14 protein-coding genes are annotated in these 16,723 nt (G+C 69.9%); 4 read left to right on the top strand and 10 right to left on the bottom strand.

The window, feature by feature from the left end:
* Positions 1-50: 50 nt before the first annotated feature.
* The 8 genes from ACX114_RS36250 to ACX114_RS36215 all read right to left on the bottom strand — a co-directional run bounded on the left by ACX114_RS36250 (position 51) and on the right by ACX114_RS36215 (position 9,101).
* Positions 51-1,382, bottom strand: coding sequence for a hypothetical protein (locus tag ACX114_RS36250; RefSeq protein ID WP_459292030.1), 1,332 nt, complete (start codon positions 1,380-1,382; stop codon positions 51-53).
* Positions 1,383-1,474: 92 nt separating this feature from the next.
* Positions 1,475-3,205 carry a caspase family protein gene (locus tag ACX114_RS36245; protein ID WP_459292028.1) on the bottom strand — a complete coding sequence of 577 codons (1,731 nt, stop codon included), beginning with the start codon at positions 3,203-3,205 and terminating at the stop codon, positions 1,475-1,477.
* A complete protein-coding gene (locus ACX114_RS36240; RefSeq protein WP_459292026.1) occupies positions 3,202-4,011 on the bottom strand; it encodes a hypothetical protein in 810 nt (269 codons plus the stop codon). The genes ACX114_RS36245 and ACX114_RS36240 overlap by 4 nt, the downstream gene beginning before the upstream one ends.
* The gene (locus tag ACX114_RS36235; RefSeq protein WP_459292024.1) at positions 4,008-4,706 is read right to left on the bottom strand and encodes an RNA polymerase sigma factor; all 699 of its coding nucleotides are present in this window, start codon (positions 4,704-4,706) and stop codon (positions 4,008-4,010) included. The genes ACX114_RS36240 and ACX114_RS36235 overlap by 4 nt, the downstream gene beginning before the upstream one ends.
* Before the next feature lie 435 nt (positions 4,707-5,141).
* Positions 5,142-5,408: a hypothetical protein gene (locus tag ACX114_RS36230; RefSeq protein ID WP_459292022.1), complete on the bottom strand. Its 267-nt coding sequence runs from the start codon at positions 5,406-5,408 to the stop codon at positions 5,142-5,144.
* A gap of 30 nt (positions 5,409-5,438) precedes the next feature.
* Complete coding sequence (locus tag ACX114_RS36225; protein WP_459292020.1) at positions 5,439-7,268, bottom strand: serine/threonine protein kinase; 1,830 nt, start codon at positions 7,266-7,268, stop codon at positions 5,439-5,441.
* 104 nt (positions 7,269-7,372) lie between these two features.
* Positions 7,373-8,299 carry a DUF2381 family protein gene (locus ACX114_RS36220; protein ID WP_459292018.1) on the bottom strand — a complete coding sequence of 309 codons (927 nt, stop codon included), beginning with the start codon at positions 8,297-8,299 and terminating at the stop codon, positions 7,373-7,375.
* Positions 8,300-8,411: 112 nt separating this feature from the next.
* Positions 8,412-9,101 carry a hypothetical protein gene (locus tag ACX114_RS36215; protein ID WP_459292016.1) on the bottom strand — a complete coding sequence of 230 codons (690 nt, stop codon included), beginning with the start codon at positions 9,099-9,101 and terminating at the stop codon, positions 8,412-8,414.
* Between the two features lie 198 nt (positions 9,102-9,299).
* Between ACX114_RS36215 and ACX114_RS36210 the strand changes: the two genes are divergently transcribed.
* A complete protein-coding gene (locus tag ACX114_RS36210) occupies positions 9,300-9,956 on the top strand; it encodes an outer membrane beta-barrel protein (protein WP_459292014.1) in 657 nt (218 codons plus the stop codon).
* A gap of 17 nt (positions 9,957-9,973) precedes the next feature.
* Here ACX114_RS36210 and ACX114_RS36205 read toward each other — a convergent pair whose 3' ends face one another.
* Both ACX114_RS36205 and ACX114_RS36200 read right to left on the bottom strand, forming a co-directional pair.
* Positions 9,974-10,540 (bottom strand): head protein, encoded by a 567-nt coding sequence (locus ACX114_RS36205; protein WP_459292012.1) that lies wholly within the window; start codon positions 10,538-10,540, stop codon positions 9,974-9,976.
* 205 nt (positions 10,541-10,745) lie between these two features.
* A complete protein-coding gene (locus tag ACX114_RS36200; protein ID WP_459292010.1) occupies positions 10,746-13,112 on the bottom strand; it encodes a lamin tail domain-containing protein in 2,367 nt (788 codons plus the stop codon).
* A gap of 245 nt (positions 13,113-13,357) precedes the next feature.
* Here ACX114_RS36200 and ACX114_RS36195 point away from each other — a divergent pair, with 245 nt between their 5' ends.
* The 3 genes from ACX114_RS36195 to dnaK all read left to right on the top strand — a co-directional run bounded on the left by ACX114_RS36195 (position 13,358) and on the right by dnaK (position 16,676).
* Entirely contained in the window at positions 13,358-13,870 is a 513-nt protein-coding gene (locus ACX114_RS36195) for a transcriptional regulator (protein WP_459292008.1), read from the top strand.
* A 92-nt stretch (positions 13,871-13,962) separates the two neighbouring features.
* Positions 13,963-14,844: a nucleotide exchange factor GrpE gene (gene grpE / locus ACX114_RS36190; RefSeq protein WP_459292006.1), complete on the top strand. Its 882-nt coding sequence runs from the start codon at positions 13,963-13,965 to the stop codon at positions 14,842-14,844.
* A gap of 2 nt (positions 14,845-14,846) precedes the next feature.
* Positions 14,847-16,676 (top strand): molecular chaperone DnaK, encoded by a 1,830-nt coding sequence (dnaK, locus tag ACX114_RS36185; RefSeq protein WP_459292004.1) that lies wholly within the window; start codon positions 14,847-14,849, stop codon positions 16,674-16,676.
* Positions 16,677-16,723: the final 47 nt, after the last annotated feature.

Here is a 16,723-nt window from a genome sequence, read left to right as displayed (position 1 = left end):
TGTAGGCGCCCGCTTCCGTGCCCCGCAACCGCGCGCTTCCCGCGCGAGGCTCACGGGCAGTACTGCACGTAGCGCAGGCCACGCGTCGTCGGCCGCGCGACGCCGCCCGAGTCCTTCTCGTAGTGCACGTAGAAGAAGCCCGCCTGCAGCCGGTCCTGGTCATCCACGTGGAGCGCGGAGGGACCTGGGAACGCGTTGCCACCGTCCCGCGTCTCCAGGACGAGCGGCGGGGTCGCGTAGGAGGCGGACGTGCCGAAGAGCCTCCGCACGACCACCTGGCTGGTGCTCCCGTTCTCGAACGCGTTCATGTCCGCGTCATCCAGCAGCACGTAGCGTTCGTTCGGGGTGCGGGGGCTGCGCGCCACCGCGGGGCCCCGGCTCATGTAGGCCCCCAACCCGTACGACTTCCATCCGCTGGGCTCCTTCGTCCACAGCCACGCGCCCTGGCTGCTGGCGCCCACCAGGGAGGGCCGCCCCGTCGCGTCCACCTCCAGCGCGACCCGGTAGCGCGGCGAGCTCGCGAGGAGCCAGAAGTCCAGCGGCTCCTCGGTCCAGGTCCCCGACGCGTTGCTCGCGTACACGACCTGATTGTCCGCGCCGTACGCGCGCACCAGCACGACGTGGAGGTGCCCGGCGGCATCCACCACCATCCGCTCGCGGTCCCCCCGGGGCCCCAGCCCCTCCAGCGGCGTCACGACCCAGTTCCCCTGGGCGTTGCGGGTTCCGAGCGCGTAGCCCTCCTGGGGAGGCAGCAGGCCGATGAGCAGGTACGGCTCGCCCCCGGCATCGAGCGCGAGCGCCGCCGTCCACCCCGTGACCAGCAACTGCGCCTGCCAGACGCCGCCCGTGTCGTGCGCGTAGCCCACCGCGGTGCCCTGCTCGTACATCAGGTGCCGCGTGCCATCCGCGGCCACCGCCATGGACATGTCGAAGGGGCGCGTCACGCCCTCCACCCGCACCGGCACGTCGCCCGGCCGGGTGGTGCCGATGTAGAGCTGCTCGTGCTTCGAATAGGCGTAGTGGCCCACGCCCTGCGCGTCGAAGACGAAGCTGCCGGAGATGTTGTCGCTCTCCTCGTCCAGCACCCGCGTCGTCCAGCCCGGCCCGGCGCCGCACGCGCCGCCGTCCGGGACCGGCCCTCCACCGCCATCGCCCGCGTCGGGCGGCTCGCCCCCGTCACCGCCATCGAAGCCGGCGTCGTCCTCCCCGGCATCGGGGCGGGTCACCACGATCTGCACGCAGGTGCCGGAGGCGTTCCGGGCCACCGGGCCCTGCCCGGGTTTGGAGACCCCATTCGTGCAGATGGGGTCGCAGCCGGACAGCACGGCGGCGGCCACGGCGGCGCTCGACAGCGCGGTGAGCACGAGGAAGGAACGGGACACGGGAGGACCGTCAGGGCTCGAGGTTGGCGCGGTGGGTGCGCACGGCGGCGCACCCACGCACGGACACGGCCGGGCCCGGCAGCCCGCGTCCGCTAGCGCCTCAGGGAAATTTCCAGGCCGTACTGCCCGTCCATGACGGTCTGGCCATTGGCGGTGACGCGATCCAGGCCCACCTGGGCCGAAAGCCGCAGCGGCATGCCCGCGAACCGCCCCGTCACGCCCGCGGCCACGTGGCCGGTGAGCATCGCGGGGTCCGCCTGCCGGAAGCCCGGCGCCGTGAGGCCCAGGAGCCCCCAGCCCAGCCCCACCTCCGCGAACAGCGGCGTGTTCGCGGGACGCTCCAATCCCACCAGCCCCTCCACCGTGAAGCGGTGCAGCCGGATGCCGTCCTGGGCCGCGAGCGGCGTCACGCCGTACGCCCCGCGCACGCCGTAATAAAGCAGGTCCACGGAGGACGGCGTGCGCCACGACAGGCTGGGCCCGGCGGCGAACTTCGCCAGCCCCAACGGCGAGCGCCCCGCGCCCAGGCCCAGCTCCAACCGCGACGTCCAGTCGGACGGCGCCGCCACCGCCAGCGGGGAGCGCGCCCCGCCGATGACGGACGGCTGGAAGGGGTTCGTGAAGTCCACCGGCACCAGCCCCACGGCGGCGACGTACTCGTCGTAGAACGACCGGTCCAACGGAACGGCGAACAGGTCCCGGCGGAGCGCCTCCTCCGCGGGCCCTCTTTCCTGGAGCTCGCGCGGACGCAACTCCGGCGTGCCGGAGGAAAGCTGCGCCAGCGTGACGCGCGCCTCCGCGTCCGGCGTGCGCACCCAGTACACGTCGCGCAGCGGCAGGAGGATCTGCGTCCACTGCTCCTTCGAGCGCCGCACGTCCACCAGCCGCTGGCCGTCCGCGTCCTCCACGGAGATGCGCGCGTACTCGAAGCCGGCGGGGAAGGTGACCCGGGGCCCCGCGGGCGCGGGGCCCACCAGCGGGCGGCGGGGCTCGGCCGTGGGCGCGAAGGCGTTGACGGACAGGCGCGCGGGCATGCCCTTCACTCCGTGCAGCGAGGCGGCCACGAACGCCGCCAGCTCGCTGTACTCCACCTGGCCATCGCCGTTGATGTCCGCGCCGCCCAGCAGGCCGGAGCGGGCCACGTGGCTGAAGACGCCCGCGCGGATGCGGGACCACTCGTGCGTCTCGCCGTCCTCGCTCTCCGCGAAGAGGGCGCCCACGTGGGGGCGCGACGCCAGTTGTTCGCGCGCGAGCACCCCGCGCAGCTCCGCCAGCACCGCCGCGTCCGGCGTCCCGCCGCGGCTGCCCACCACACCGGAGGCGCGGCACGCATCCGCGATGACGTGCACGTAGTCCGCGCCCAGCGGATCCACGACCTCCGAGTAGAGGCTGCTGCGGTCCAGCCGCGCGTCGGCGAGCGTGAAGTAGGCGCGGCCCGCGTCGTCCGTGTTGCCGTGGCCCACGTAGACGATGAGCACGTCCGTCTGGCGTCCCGCCGCGCGGTCCGCGAGCGTCGACGCCTGCAGCCGCTTCACGGCCTGCTCCACCGCGGCGCGCGTGGGGACCTGCGCGGACTTCAGCACCAGGCTGCCGCCCTTGCGCGTGGGCTCGTCAGGGTCGACGAGCAGCGTGGTCTCCACGCCCAGCCGCTTGAGCGTCTCCGCCCACAGCACGCCGTCGTCGTCCGCGTAGCGCAACGGCGCGAGCGCGGGATCATCACTGCCGTTGTGGGCAATGACGAGCGCGCGCCGCACGGTGTCCGCGAATGCCTCCGGCGCCGCCATCAGCAGCGCCGCCCCCAGGAGGACTTCCAGCTTCTTCATGGAGAATCCTTTACCCGGACCTCCTGCCTGAGCACCACCACCCCCTCCGTCGTGCCCTGACGGAGGGCCGCCAGGGCGGCGTCCGGGTGCTCGGAGAACGTGGCGGTGACCTCCGCCATATCGGATCCCGCGGGCAGCGCGACCGTCAGCTCCAGCGGGCGCTCCTCGCCGGCCTTGCCGCTGAGCGGGAAGGGGCCGTTGACCTCCTCGTGGCCGCCGGTGCGCACGCGCACCGCGACGTGGGTGTAGGGCGGACGGGCACCCGCCGCGAAGGCCAGCGTGGCGCCCGGGGTGCACGCGGCCCCGGTGCGCAGCTCGCGCAGCGACTGGCCCGGCGCGGCGCAGAAGACGCGCAGGACGGGCTGGGCCACCGGGGCGGCGGGCAGGACCGCCGGGTCATGCACGGCCCCCCGGACGCTGAACTCGGGCTCGGTGGGTTCGGTGGAGGCGGAGGTGGAGGGGCCGACGGACGCGGGCGTCACCACCACCGCGAGGAACAGGGCCGCGAGCGTGGCGCCGAGCACCGCCAGCGTGGGCCACCGGGCGGGAGCGGCGTCCGGGGGCGCGGCGGCGTTGAGGGCGGCCTCGAGCCCCGCGGCGGTGAGGGTCTCCAGCTCCGTGGAGGTGGGGGTGTCCGTCTGGCCGGACTCGAAGACGCGGTGGGCGCGGGCCCACTTGTCGTAGCGGGCGCCGCAGCGGGCGCAGGCGTGGGCGTGGCGCAGGAGCCGCGAGGATTCGGGGGCGGACAGCTCCCCCAGGGACCAGCGCGTCAGTCCCGCGTCCACATGTCGCTCGTACCACTTCATGGGAGGCTCCCGAATGGGATGGCGCACAGCAGGGCCAGGGTGGCGAGCAGGGCGCCCAACTGCAGGCGTCCCGGCACGACATCGCTGTCCAGCCAGCCCGAGTCCTTCAGGTGTTCGGTGAACTGCAACCGCAGGCGGCGCTCGCGCACCCGCACCTCGCCGCGGGTGAGCTTGAGCTGGTCGGCGGCGGACTCCTGGGACAGGCCGTCCATGAAGCGAAGCTGGGCCAGGGCGCGTCCTTCGGCGGGCAGGGCCTCCAGGAAGCGGCGCACGATGGAGCGGACCTCGGCGCCCAGGGCCTCTTCTTCCGGGCTCTTGCCCTCGGTGGGGGCATGGGTGAGCTCCGGCGCGTCATCCAGGGGGATGGCCTCCCGGGCCACGCGGCCGGAGGCGCGCATCAGGTCGATGGCGGTGGAGCGGGCGACGGTGAGGAGGAAGCCCAGGTAGGGGCGCACGCCGTCGTAGGCCTGGCGCATGTGGGGGCGGAAGGCCCGCACGAAGGTCTCCTGGTGCGCGGCGTCCAGGTCCAGCGGCGTGAGCGCGACGGAGCGGGTGCCGGTCTCCGAGTGGACGGAGAAGCGCCGGGACAGGTAGCGCAGCACTTCCGGCGAATAGGTGCGGTAGACCTGGGTGAGCACGGCGGTGTCACCCCGGCGGAAGGCCTCCAAGACTGACCGCTCGGTTCCAGGCAGCACGCGGAATGCTCCGTCTCATGGAGGCGCCCGGCCGGGCCCCTTCTGAAAATGAGATACGAAATGATCCCGAAATTCGGGTCGTCCCCACACGCACGGCGCACGTTTTATTGAGCCCGGGCCCCGGGATGGTTGCGAATCGAGGGTTATGCCTCCGGAGCCAGAGGCCGTGGGTTCGAATCCTGCATCGAGCGCGGGGGAGGTTCGCGGAAGCAGGGGAGGCGGAAGCCGTCACCCTGTCCGCGGACAAAAAAATGGAGGCCGCGACCCAGGGGAATGAACGACTCCCGGCGGGTGACGGCCTCCGAATAGAGGGCGGTCTAGCGACCTGCTCGAAAAGTAGGACGCTCGGTGCTCGTAGGCAAGAGAGGCTCTTGGTGGGGAGCGGCACGTCGGATGCCGCTGCTTGAGCTGTTGGCGTCGCGCGGCGTGGGCCGCTCATGCTTCGCCGTCTATCACTTCGCCCGTCCACCATCCGGGAGAGGTCTCCTTCCAGCGAAGCGTGGAGCGGCGGCCGAAGAGCTCCACCAGCGTCTGCTCCATCCAGGCCCGGGCCTCCTCGAAGGAAGTGGAGGGAGTGCTGTCGAGCAGCCTCCCATCCGTGACGCCTTCCTGGGTGTAGATGGCATAGCGCCAGCCCTCGGTGGGCTTGGGGTGGTAGAGCACGACGGAGCGGAACGCTTCGTTCTCCAGGATGTGGCTCATCCTCCAGGTCTTACCGCAGGCGCATGGCCGTTATGGGAACGCGTCCACCACGGTGTAGCCCACGTTTCTTGGGAGGAGCACGGCACCAGGCTTGGAGCCCGGAACCTTCGGCCACCGGCCATCACTGTTCCCGAGGACGAAGCAGACCGGGTAGGTGCGACCGTCAGGCGTCTCCGCTCGTGTGTAGCGGCCCACCACCTCCTCGCCCCCCGTCCACAACCGGCCATAAAGCAGGGTCCCTTCCGGAAGCCCGCCATGCTTGTCCTCTTGAACGCTGACGATGTCCCCGTCGCCCACGGTGGCCAGGATGGCGTCCGGACGGAAGGGATAGCGGACGTCGAGTGTGATGGCCGCCTTTCCATCCCGCCGCACGTTCAGCGCCTTCATCGCCTCCAGGGTCCCCGTGGGGCAGCGTTGGGGTTGGGGCACCACCTGTGCGCCCGCGCAAGCGATGAGGGTCGATGCCGCGCCGACGGCCAACGTGCAGCCTCGCGCCAGCGCGCGGTCGCGAACCGGGCGGTCCTGCTTCAAGGGAATGCTCATGGCTTCCTTCTCCAGCGGAAGCGGCGCGGGGAAGGAGAGGGCCGCTCCGGACGCGGCAGCTTGGTCGGGCCCGGGCACTCGCGCCACGAGAGGCGTGGAGGGCCGCTCCGGCACGTGGATGTCTGACTTCGAGAAGCCCCCCAGGCTCCAGCCCAGCCATACGAGGACCAGCACGCAAGCGAACCCCGCGGCCGCCCAGCGCAACAGGGGCCGCAGCGTCCGCCAGCGGCGTACCCCGTTCGCGGCGAGGATGGCCCGGGCTTCGACCCGGGCGACCTGTCCGGGGACCCGGCGACGCAGTTCGCGTGCTTCGCGAAGGCGTTGGAGCCGGTCCAGGCGCTGGAGACGTGCGTGCTGGAGCGGCGCCTCCTGGCCTGGAGCCATGGGCCCCGCCATCCCGGGCGCATCCTGTGTCGTGCGTGAAGAGGCAGAGGTCGGAGTGGCCCAATCGAACAGGGGCAGGTCCCAGGTTGGATCCGCATGGGCCAGGACTTGATGCAGTTCGGAGGCCAGCGTGGATGCGCTCGGAAGCCGCGCCTCGGGCGAGAACGCGAGCAGACGCGCGACGAGCGATGCCAGCGCCTCCGGCACGCGCGGGTTTGGCCATTCACGGACCCATCCCTCTTCAGACAGAGGGAGCGCTGGATAGGCGTCGGTCAGCAACCGGTGGAAGGTGACGCCCACGGCATACAGTTCATCCGTCACGCTGTAGCGAAGCGATTCCAGCGCTTGTCTTGAAGGCGCTTCCATCCGCCAACGATGGAGTTGTGGACTGGCGTAGAGCGCCGTGCCGGGAGGAGGCTGGCCCGTTCCGGTCAGCGGCTCCGCCTCGGGATGCCAGCCCGCCCCCCAATCCAGCAGGGTGAGCCGTCCACCGGGCTGGACACGGATGTTGTCTCCCTTGAAGTCGCGGTGCAGGACGCCACGTCGGTGCGCGAAGGTCAGGACCTCCGCGGCCTGCATGAACAATGCGCCCATCTCCCGCGCCGTGGGGTTGCGAGCGCGGGCCCACGCATAAAGCGACTCGCCTTCCACGTGCTCCATGACCAGGAAGGGGTAGCTCCCGGAGCCCGGCCGCCAGCTTCCCGATGCCACGAAGCGAGGCACTCCCGGATGCCGCAAGCGGGACAGCACTTCCGCTTCGCGTGAGAACCAGGGGCTGTCGGGTTGGCGTGCCAGCTTCAGGGCGTACCGCCTGCCGCGTGGACGATGCTTCGCGTGCACGACATAGACCGTGCCGTATCCGCCTGCCGCCAATCGCTGGACGACGCGCCAGTCTCCGATAGGCGTGCCGACAGGGATCGCGTCCACCACCATCAGCCGAACTGAAGGAGGGGCAGGGCTGAGGGCCTTCCGGGCAGGTCTCGTGGACGCGTGACGCATGAGCCCTGCGTGCTCGCCGGACGTTGTCTCATGTGGACTCATGGCACCCCCTGTTCCCAGCGGACGCCGCGTTCGCCCGTCGCGTCCAGCAGCTCCAATGAGAAGCGCGTGCCCTCGGGCAGCTCCGGAAGCGCGCGCCACTCCACCACCACGGTGGCTCGCTCCCCGGGCGCCAACTGCTTCACCTGCATGAGCAGGGGAATCTCACGGACCGGCAATGCGCCGGGCCCGCGCGGTGTCATCCGGGCGAAGCCCGGGAGCCAAGGGGCTGAACCCTCGGGGTTGAGCAGCGAGGTCGACAGGACTCGGGTGTTCGCCGCGCGGTAGAGCACATGTGGGCCAATGGCGATCATGCCCATGCTCACGGGAAGCTCCGGCAAGTAGGTCACGGCGACGCCTTCCTGGGTGACATCCCCCATCAACACCGCGCCCCCCAGTCCACGCAGTGCACACTGCGCACGCAGCGTCGCGAGCCCCGCCTCGGTGGCGACGCACCGGGCCCGCAGGTCCGCGAGCTCCTTCCCCAGGTCCTGCGCGGTGCGCCCCTGCCGGAACACCTCCACCTGTGAATCCACCTCCGCCGCCACGGTCGTGAGCACGAACCCCACCTGCGCTGGAGCACCGGGCCCCGCGAAGCGCACGGTGATCACAGGCTCCTTCCCAGCGGGAACATCCATGGCCGCCTTCAGGACGAGCACGTCCTCATGCACCGCCACGCGGGAGAAATAGGGCGCGAGCACGCTCCGGTCCACGGACTCCGGAACGATGGGTGCATCGAAGGTGACGGTGGTGAATTCATGCGCCGCGACATGCAGCGGATGCAGCACCGGCGGTTCCTCCGTGCGCAGCGTGAGTTGCCGGGCCTTGCGCTCCCGGACCCCCGGAGTGCGGGACTGCGCCACCGCCGTGGTGCCCAGCAGGACCGTCAGCACCAGGGGAATGACCGAAGTGGACAGCGACATCATGGGTCACCTCCATCCTTCAAACCTAACAGATAGGGGTGACACGCATGGGAATGCACGGGCTTGGGAAGCAAAAACCCAGCCTACCTCAAGAGTCCTGAGTGAAAAGCCCTACCTAGGACCGTCGGCCCGTCTTCCGCGCGAAGAACTCGCGGTTGAACGTCGCCACGCCCCACATGCGCGGGTCATCCGGGAAGTCCTCCTTCGCCAGGGACTCATCGCTCTGCTCCGCCAGCCAGCGGCTGAACTCGTCCCGCGAAGCGAAGGTCCGCTGGGCCCGCGAGTCCCCCTGGATGTACCGGAGCCCCTGCGCGTAGGTGCCATCCCCGGACCGCCACAGCGCGCGGGACACGCCCTCGCGCGGGTCGACGGTGATGGACAGGTCCGCTCCCGCGTCCAGCAGCTCCGCCACCCGCTGCGCCAGCGCGCGTCCGTACTTCCGCGAATCGAAGTGGGCCTCCGCGCAGGCCTGCTCCTTCGCATCCTGTTCCCGCGTAGCCGAGTCCGTCATCCGGATGCGCGGCGCCGCGTTTGCGTCGCAGACGATGGACAGCGCGATGTCTCCCAGCCCGGGCGCCGACGCGTGATGCCGCCGCATCAGTCCCTGGACCTGGGCGCGCGGTGCCGCCGGCAGCGAACCGAACGTCAGCGCCCCGTCCGGTGCCGTGAAGAGCAGCGTGTCATCCAGGAGCTCTCCCTGGTGCTTCAACGAAGCGGACAGCTCGATGCGGGCCAGCCCACGGGCTTCGCGCTCGGCGCGCAGCCAGCGGACGAGGTCGGAGTCTTCGGTCGGGAGGGAGGACATGGCTTGCTCCAGGGCGCTGGCAGGACGCGAACCTGCCATGTCCTGAAACGAAAGACTGACATTCCTGTCGTGTTCCGGGGCCATTCCCACGCGGCGGAATCCGTGCCCCCGCATGGGAGAGGTCCTGGCCGTGGGCTTGCATCGTGGCGCGCCGTTACTCCACCGCCGTTGGACGACGGCCCCTTCACCCTGGACGACATGACTGCTCGACACATCATCGCATCGCTGGCGCTGACCACCTGCCTGGGCGCGTTGCCGGCGGCGGCGCAGGAACCCTCGAACTCCGGGCTCGCGCTGGGCGTGCGCGGCGCCTATGGCATTCCGGTGGGCGACTCCGGCACGGACCTCTCGCTGAAGGACACGTTCGGCAGCACCCTGGCGCCGCAGGTGGACGTCTCCTACTTCTTCAACCGGCAGCTCTCGCTGGGCGCCTATTTCCAGTACGGCATCGGCTCTGGTCCCGGTGACGAGTGCGCGGACGGCGTGGACTGCAAGAGCAAGGTCCTGCGCTTCGGCATCGACCTGGACTACCACTTCCGGCCGGACGGCTTCGTCTCGCCGTGGGTGGGCGTGGGCGTGGGCTATGAGATCGGCTCGCTGGAAGTGGGCGAAGGCTCCAACAGCGCCTGGTTCAAGCTGGAAGGCTATGACCTGGGCCATGCCCACTTCGGCGTGGACCTCCAGCTCACCCGCTCCATCGCGGTGGGGCCCTACATCTCCGCGTCCGTGGGGCAGTACAACAAGGGCGCGATCCGCCTGGGCGACGCCGCGGAAGTCAGCAACGACCTGTCCGACGACGAGAAGCAGATCCACGTCTGGATTCAGCCGGGCGTGCGCGTGCAGTTCCGGCTGTAATCACCGCCTCACCGTCCTCACGTCTCCTGAGATGGAGGCGTGGGGGCAGGCAGGGGATAGAGGACGCGGTAGTCGATGCGGTGATGGTAGGCGGCCAGATACGGCGCCCCCGCGATGTCGATGACCACCTGCTGGGGAGGCGTGGGCTGCTGGTTCATCCACGCCTCCGCCTCCACCTTCGTGGCGAAGGACAGGCCCGACGGCTGGCGCCGCTCATCCGCCATCTCCTGGAGGTAGTGCTCCATGAAGGGGGGCATGAAGACCAGATGGGTCCGTCCCGTGGCTGGAACGAACATGGCGGAGTAGTAGTCGTCTCCAATCAGCACGCGTGCCGAATCGATTGGGGGCTTTCGCGCGTTCATGGTGGCTTCCGCCTCCTCTCGGGTCTTGAACCGGGCGATGACCAACGGAGGCGCGGAGGACTCCTGGCTTTGGACATAGGCTTCGAACTCGGTGCCCTGCCCGGTGCCCAGGATGAAGTAGATGGCATCCATCGCGAAGAGGAAGGCCTGCTTCTCCTCCTCGGAGGTGCTCTCCGAGTAGTGCCGTCCCAGCACCTCCAGCTTGTCGAAGAAGTGCATCATGGTGCGCTCTCCACCAGATGCTGCGCCGGGGCAGCGGATGATGTCGTGAGCAGCAGCGCGGGCGCGAGCACGATAAGCCCCACGCTCGCTGAGACGACGACGAACGCGACCCCTGCGATGACCACCACGCTGCCCACCAGGATGGCGCGTTGGTTGCGCCGGGCCCATTCGGAGACCGCATCCAGAGAGGAAAGAGCGAACCGCTTCAGAACGCGGTGCCGTCCGCCTTCATGCCCGGGGTCGCGTAATAGTAATAGGACTGGTTGTAGCCCAGGTCCCAGTATCCCGTGGGGCTCAGGTCCGGGGTCCGGTTGAACGAATACCCCTGGTACACGTAGACGTCGGCGCTCTGGTACGAGTGGCTGTCCTGCACCGTCCCGTCCGCGCGCACCAGGTACACGATGTCACCCGCGCCCTGCTGGTTCACGCCCCGGTCGAACCGCAGCCCGTAGCCGTTGTTGTTCGCGTACGTCGCGTACTGCGCCCCCACCGGCACCGCGGACGGCCCCGAGTACACCACGTACGCCTTGCCCGCCGGCAGCACCGTGCCGGACACGAACGTGTGCCGCGCCGCCTCCACGCCCGAGTACGACTTCGCGTCGTGGATCTTCCAGCCGCTCAGGTCCACCGCCGTCGTCCCGGAGTTGTAGATCTCCACGAACTGCTCGTCGTAGTTCGGCGTCCCCGCGGGGCCGTTGAACGGCTGCGCCAGGTACTCGTTGATGAACACCTGCGGCACCGGCCGCGTCAGCGTGAACGCGCCGTCGCTCACGTCCGCCACGTCCGCGCGCGCCGCGTCCGCCACGCGCACCTTCACGGCCGTGGAGGACTCGCTCGGCACCGTCCACGTGTAGCGGCCGGTGGACGCCGTCAGGCCCGACGCCACCGAGCGCCACACCGTCCCGTCCAGCGTGTACGTGATGTTCACCTGCGACACGTTGCTGGACGTCCAGGTGATGTTGAACGTCTGGCCCGCGTTCAGCGTCTCACCGCCGTTGGGCGCCGTGACCCGCACGCTGCCGGACTGCGCCGCCGAGCCGAAGTTGAACTGGCTGAAGATGGGGTAGTGGTCCGACGTGGTGCTCTTGTAGCTGACGATGCTCGGCTTGAGCACCTTCGTGGTGTTCGCCACGTGGTACGCCGCCAGCTCGTTCGTCACCAGCTGATGGTCGATGAACTGGCTGTTGCTCACCGTCGAGCGCTCCCCGGACTCCGACAGCGCCTGGGTGAGGAACTTGTAGCGCGCGGAATCCGTCACCAGGTTCAGGTACGGCGACTCGTAGGGCGTGTAGATGGACGCGTCCACGTCGTCGTTCCAGTCGCCCAGCACCATCACGTTCTGCGTGGGCAGGGTCGTGTCCAGGTAGTCCTTGAGGCACACCGCCGCGCCCTTGCGCCGCAGGTACGAATCCGAGTCCGCGTACGCCTTCATGTGCAGCACCATCACCGTCAGGTCCACCGGCGAACCGCCCCGGAGTACCTTCAGGTCCACGCGCAAGGGCGGCCGGTACGCGAAGTCCAGCGCGCAGTCCTCCAACACGACGTTCGCGCTCACCACCTGCACCGTGCTCGTCTTGTAGAGCAGGCCCAGCTTCTGGTTCGTCGAGCTGTAGTACCAGGTCGCTCCGCCCACCTGGCTGGAGTCGTTGGCCAACAGACCGCCATATCCGGACAACCCGCCCGTCAGCGAGTTGAACGCCTCCACGCCGACGATCTCCGCCACGCCCATCACGTCCGGCCCCGCGTCCGCGATGACCGCCGTCGCGTTGGTCAGCTGCAGCGCCTCGTCCGTGGGGCCCTCGGCCGTGGAGCCGAACCACTCGATGTTCCAGTTGCCCACCTTCAGCGGCACCGCCGTCGGCTGCGTGCCGCCATCCGTGCCGCCATCCGGCTTCGTCCCACCGTCCGGCTTCGTCCCGCCGTCCGTCACCGGGCCGCCGTCGGGCAGCTCCCCGCCCGACGTGGGCACGGGCACCTGGATGACCGCCTCCGCGTGGGCGCCGTTGGCGTCCTCCACCCGCAGCGTGAACTCATACAGCGCCGGCCCGAAGGGCGTGCCGGTCAGCACCCCGTCCTCCGTCAAATCCAGGCCGTCCGGAATCGCCCCGCTCACCTGGGTCCAGGTCAGGGGCGGTGCTCCGCCCGTGGCGCTGAAGGTGAAGGTGTAGGCGCTGCCCTCGGGCGCGTTCGGCAGCCGCGACGGCGTGGTGATGACCGGCGCCGGCCACACGCGCAACGCATAGCCCCGCGTGTGCTGGGCGCCCTTCGCGTCGCGCACCACCACCGTCATCGCCCACTCGCCGGCCGTCGTCGCGGGGCCCACCAGCCGCCCGCTGTCTCCATAGAAGGAGAAGCCCGGCGGCACCTGGTCCACCGAATACGTGAGCGGCGGCGTGCCGCCCGTCGCCGTCAGCGTCTTCTCGTAGGCCGCGCCCACCGTCGCCGCCTGCAGCGTCACCTGGGGCAACACCGGCCCCTCGGAGCCCGGTTCGTTGGAACCGCAGGCCACCAGCGCGAACAGGGACGTGAACACCACGAGCGATGACAGCGCTCGGAAGGACCGGGACGACATAGAGGAACGCTCCAGCACCGGGCCCGCCCCAACGCGGCCTTCCCGGAAGAGGGCACGCACCTTAACGTGTCTGCCATCCGACTGTCGCGAGCCCCCCCACTTGCACCCCGGCGGAGCCCCTGACGCACTGCCACACGGCAATCGATGGCGCGCTCCGCCGTCCTACACGGACAGCGCGGAAGGCTTTGCGCACGGTCGATACGTGCAGTTGGATGGCTTCGAGCAGACGACGGAGGAGACGCGTCATGGCCGAGAAGTGGGACAGGCAGTTGATGGACTTCCTCAAGCGCACCGGCGAGGACCTCAAGCGCACCACGGACGACCTCCGCGGCGAGGCCGAGCGCCTCCTCAAGGAAGTGAAGGACCCGGAGAAGCAGGCCAAGGTGAAGGAAGGCCTCGTGCAGCTGCGCACCTGGGCCGCCGCCACCACCAAGACCGCCGCGGAGAAGATTGAAACCGCCGTGCGCCGCGTGGAGACCTCCGTCGAGGAGGCCTTCAAGCCCGGCTCCACCCCCGGCGCCGCCTCCACCCCTCCGCCCGCCGCCGAGGCCAGGGCCGCCAGGGCCGCCCCGGAGGAGGAGGCCGCCCCCAGCCGCCCGCCCCGCGCCAAGAGCGCCGGCGCGTCCAAGGGCGGCAACAAGTCCATCGGGCGCAAGAAGACCGCGAGCGCTCCCGCCGCCCCCAAGGGCGCCCGGGCCCCGAAGAAACCAGCTTCCAAGAAAACGTTGGGACGCAAGAAACCCGCGCCCGGGACGTGAAGTTCCGCTGCGTATGAAGTCGCGCCTGCCCGCACGCCGGGCATGCGCGACCGCCCTGGGTCCTGTTGGATCGCTCAGCGTCGCGTGAGATAGTGCGCGCCGTGTCGGGTACCAAGGACAAGGAAAGCATCCAGACGGACATCGGGCAGGACGTGATCGACGAGGCGGTTCGCAGCGTCGAGCGTCGGATGGACGGAGACGCGGACAGCGCGGGCACGGAGGTGGAGCTGGACGTCTCCGCCCCGGCCGCTGAAGCGGACGCCGCCACCCCCGAGGTCACTCCCCCCACCGAGGACGCGGCCGCGCTCCGCCAGGAGGTGGAGTCGCTGCGCGCGCAGCTGGACTTCAGCCAGACCAAGGCCCGCGAGACGCTGGAGCGCCTGAAGGAGGCGCACGAGCGCGCCAAGGACTTCCAGGACCGGGCCATCCGCTCCGCCGCGGACCTGGAGAACTACCGGAAGCGCGCGCAGAAGGAGAAGGAGGACGTCCAGAAGTTCGGCGTGGAGAAGCTCCTCAAGGACCTACTCCCCGTCGTGGACAACATGGACCGCGCGCTCGACGCCGCCAGCAAGTCCCCCGACTTCGACAGCTTCCAGAAGGGCGTGGCCATGACGCGCAAGTCCTTCGAGGACTCGCTCGCCCGCCACGGCGTGAAGGGCTTCTCCGCCAAGGGCCAGCCCTTCGACCCGCGCCTGCACGAAGCCATCCAGCAGGTGGAGTCCGCGGACGTCCCGGCGGGCCACGTGCTCTTCGAGGTGACGCGCGGCTTCTATCTCAACGACCGCCTGGTGCGTCCCGCCATGGTCGTCGTCGCCCGCGCGCCGGAAGTCGTCGCGGCGCCGGAGCCCGTCGCCGCGGCGCCGGAAGCCGCCGCGCCCGCGGCCGGCACGGAAGCACCGAAGGCCTCTGAAGAAAGCAGCGCGGAGCCCCAGACTTCCGCGCCGTCCGACAGTTCCTCCGGGGGGAGTCAGTAGTCATGGCGAAGGTGATTGGAATCGACCTGGGCACCACCAACTCCTGCGTCGCCGTGATGGAAGGCGGCGAGCCGGTGGTCATCCCCAACAGCGAAGGCAGCCGCACCACGCCCTCCATGGTGGGCTTCACCGACTCCGGTGAACGCCTGGTGGGCCAGATTGCCAAGCGGCAGGCCATCACCAACCCGGAGAACACGGTCTTCGCGGCCAAGCGCCTCATCGGCCGCAAGTTCGACTCGCCGGAGGCGAAGAAGGCCATTGGCGTCTCCTCCTTCAAGGTGGCGTCCAGCCCCAACGGCGACGCCTGGGTGGAGATCCGCGGCAAGGGCTACAGCCCGCCGGAAGTCAGCGCCATCGTGCTGATGAAGATGAAGCAGACGGCGGAGGACTACCTCGGCGAGCCCGTCACCGAGGCCGTCATCACCGTCCCCGCCTACTTCAACGACAGCCAGCGCCAGGCCACGAAGGACGCGGGCCGCATCGCCGGCCTCAACGTGCTGCGCATCATCAACGAGCCCACGGCCGCCGCGCTCGCGTACGGCCTGGACAAGGTGAAGGACGCCACCACGGAGCGCGTGGCCGTCTACGACCTGGGCGGCGGCACGTTCGATATCTCCATCCTGGAGCTCACCGCCGGCGTGTTCGAGGTGAAGAGCACCAACGGCGACACGTTCCTGGGCGGCGAGGACTTCGACCAGCGCCTCATCGACTACCTGGCCAAGCGCTTCGCGGAGCAGAACAACGGCCTGGACCTGCGCAAGGACCGCATGGCGCTCCAGCGCCTGAAGGAAGCCGCCGAACGCGCGAAGCACGAGCTGTCCAGCGCGCCGGAGACGGAGGTCAACCTCCCGTTCATCACCGCGGACGCGTCCGGCCCCAAGCACCTCACGGAGACCGTGGACCGGTCCACCTTCGAGGCCCTGGTCGCGGACCTCATCGACCGCTCCATCGAGCCGTGCCGCATCGCGCTCAAGGACGCGGGCATCACCGCGCAGGCCATCAACCAGGTCCTCCTGGTGGGCGGCATGACGCGCATGCCGCGCGTGCAGCAGAAGGTGAAGGAGTTCTTCGGCAAGGAGCCCCACAAGGGCATCAACCCGGATGAGGTCGTCGCCGTGGGCGCCGCCATCCAGGGCGGCGTGCTCAAGGGCGAGGTGAAGGACGTCCTCCTGCTGGACGTCACGCCGCTGTCCCTGGGCGTGGAGACCGCGGGCGGCGTCTTCACGAAGATCATCGACAAGAACACCACCATCCCCTGCAAGAAGGGCCAGGTGTTCTCCACCGCGGTGGACAACCAGCCGCTCGTGTCCGTGCACGTCCTCCAGGGCGAGCGCGAGATGGCGGCGGACAACAAGACGCTGGCGCGCTTCGAGCTGGTCGGCATCCCGCCCGCGCCGCGCGGCGTGCCGCAGATCGAGGTGTCCTTCGACATCGACGCGAACGGCATCGTGCACGTGAGCGCGCGCGACCTGGGCACCGGCAAGCAGCAGCAGGTGCGCGTGGTGGGCAACTCCGGCCTGTCGGAAGCCGAAATCCAGGCGATGATCAGCGACGCCCAGTCGCACTCCGCGGACGACAAGAAGAAGAAGGAATTGGCGGAGCTGCGCAACAACGCGGACGGGCTCATCTACACCACGGAGAAGAGCCTGGAGGAGTACGCCAACCTCCTGTCGGAGAAGGACCGCGGCGAAATCCAGGCGGACCTGGAGCGCCTGCGCTCCGTGCTCAACACCTCCGACGCGGGCGCCCTGAAGGAGGCCTTCCAGCGGCTGGAGGGCAGCGCGTACCGCATCGCGGACGCCATCTACACGGACCAGGCCAAGTCCGGCTGATGCCCCGCCCCGGGCGCGGGCCGGGCGGTGCAATCGCCCGGTCCCCC

It is taken from the genome of Corallococcus sp. M7, assembly GCF_054512695.1.
The sequence above is the reverse complement of the archived record's forward strand: the minus strand, read 5'-3'. Positions and strand labels throughout refer to the sequence as shown.

Coding starts and splice junctions, on each gene's coding strand:
- ACX114_RS36225 (WP_459292020.1), bottom strand. CDS start 7,268: ATGGTGGTGGACGCGATCCCTGTCGGCACGCCTATCGGAGACTGGCGC.
- ACX114_RS36245 (WP_459292028.1), bottom strand. CDS start 3,205: ATGAAGAAGCTGGAAGTCCTCCTGGGGGCGGCGCTGCTGATGGCGGCG.
- ACX114_RS36215 (WP_459292016.1), bottom strand. CDS start 9,101: ATGTCCTCCCTCCCGACCGAAGACTCCGACCTCGTCCGCTGGCTGCGC.
- ACX114_RS36195 (WP_459292008.1), top strand. CDS start 13,358: ATGGCCGAGAAGTGGGACAGGCAGTTGATGGACTTCCTCAAGCGCACC.
- dnaK (WP_459292004.1), top strand. CDS start 14,847: ATGGCGAAGGTGATTGGAATCGACCTGGGCACCACCAACTCCTGCGTC.
- ACX114_RS36220 (WP_459292018.1), bottom strand. CDS start 8,299: ATGATGTCGCTGTCCACTTCGGTCATTCCCCTGGTGCTGACGGTCCTG.
- ACX114_RS36200 (WP_459292010.1), bottom strand. CDS start 13,112: ATGTCGTCCCGGTCCTTCCGAGCGCTGTCATCGCTCGTGGTGTTCACG.
- ACX114_RS36240 (WP_459292026.1), bottom strand. CDS start 4,011: ATGAAGTGGTACGAGCGACATGTGGACGCGGGACTGACGCGCTGGTCC.
- ACX114_RS36230 (WP_459292022.1), bottom strand. CDS start 5,408: ATGAGCCACATCCTGGAGAACGAAGCGTTCCGCTCCGTCGTGCTCTAC.
- ACX114_RS36205 (WP_459292012.1), bottom strand. CDS start 10,540: ATGATGCACTTCTTCGACAAGCTGGAGGTGCTGGGACGGCACTACTCG.
- ACX114_RS36210 (WP_459292014.1), top strand. CDS start 9,300: ATGACTGCTCGACACATCATCGCATCGCTGGCGCTGACCACCTGCCTG.